This is a genomic window from Micromonospora sp. URMC 107, from assembly GCF_051386315.1.
In the GTDB taxonomy this organism is placed as follows: domain Bacteria; phylum Actinomycetota; class Actinomycetes; order Mycobacteriales; family Micromonosporaceae; genus Micromonospora.
This window is the reverse complement of record NZ_JBPQTK010000352.1, coordinates 1-223: the sequence shown is the minus strand read 5'-3', so window position 1 is coordinate 223 and position 223 is coordinate 1. Positions and strand designations below refer to the sequence as shown.

General features: G+C 79.8%; 1 protein-coding gene. It reads right to left on the bottom strand.

The features are described from left to right. Positions 1-223, bottom strand: a 223-nt coding sequence (locus tag ACSNN9_RS28815) for an NAD-dependent epimerase/dehydratase family protein (RefSeq protein WP_436676438.1), incomplete at both ends; no start/stop codon positions are given.

The following is a 223-nucleotide window of genomic DNA, read 5'->3' as shown; positions in this document are numbered from 1 at the left end:
GCGTACGCCACGTGGGCCGCCCCGTCGGCGGTCACCGCCCACTCGCCGTACCGGTAGGGCGTGCCCACCACCGCGTCGGGGCGGACGCGGGCGACCAGCTCGCGTACCGCGGCCCGGTCCGTCACGTCGAGCCGGCACGCCTCGACGCCCGGCGCCCCGACGCGGCCCGAGTGGTACGTCCCCACCACCCGCTCCCCCGCCGCGACCGCCTGCCGGCAGACCT